Origin of the sequence: Rhodococcus sp. T7, from assembly GCF_009872365.1 — a bacterium.
GTDB lineage: Bacteria > Actinomycetota > Actinomycetes > Mycobacteriales > Mycobacteriaceae > Rhodococcus_F.
On the sequence record NZ_WXYH01000389.1, the window covers coordinates 891,822 to 892,542 of the forward strand.

1 protein-coding gene is annotated in these 721 nt (G+C 68.0%); it reads right to left on the minus strand.

The features are described 5' to 3' along the window. Positions 1–721, minus strand: a 721-nt coding sequence (locus MLGJGCBP_RS48245; RefSeq protein ID WP_160098496.1) for an enoyl-CoA hydratase/isomerase family protein, incomplete at both ends; no start/stop codon positions are given.

Consider the following 721-nt stretch of genomic DNA (forward strand, 5'->3'; position numbering starts at 1 on the left):
TCGGGCATGTCGTCGCCGCGAGTGAGCAGTGCCTGCCCGCGATTCTCGAGTTCGAGCGCGGCGGCGTACGACGACACCTCCATGTTCGCGTGGAGCGCACGCTTCGACAGCTGCACACCGGCAGGGGAATTCGCACTGATGAGGCGCGCCATCGCCAAAGCCTCGTCGAGCAGCGACTCGGCCGGAACGACCGCGTTCAGCAGTCCGAGAGACTCGGCCTCCACGGCCTCGATGAAGCGGCCGGTGTAGGCGAATTCGGCCGCGCGTGCCGGGCCGATGAGACGGGGCAGGTGCCACGACGCGCCCAGGTCGCCTGCGGACAGGCCGATCCGCACGAACGCCGCGTTGAACCGTGCCGCCGGCGAACCGATCCGGATGTCGGCGGCGAGGGAGAGTGACAGTCCGCCGCCCGCGGCCGCACCGTTGACCGCCGCGATGACCGGGACGCGGATGCTGCGGATCGCCGCGAGGGCGCGCGCCGCCAGTTCCTGCTGGTCCAGCATGCCCATCGGCGTCATCGACGACAAACCTTCGGCGTCGTCGAGGTCGAATCCGCCGCAGAACGCCTTGCCTGCACCGGTGAGGATCACGACGCGGAGGTCGTGTTCGTGATCCAGTTGCAGCGCAACCTTCTCCAGTTCGACGAACATGGTGTTCGTCATCGAGTTCATTCGTTCGGGGCGATTCAACGTCACGACGGCGATGCCGGGTTCCGGCCGGT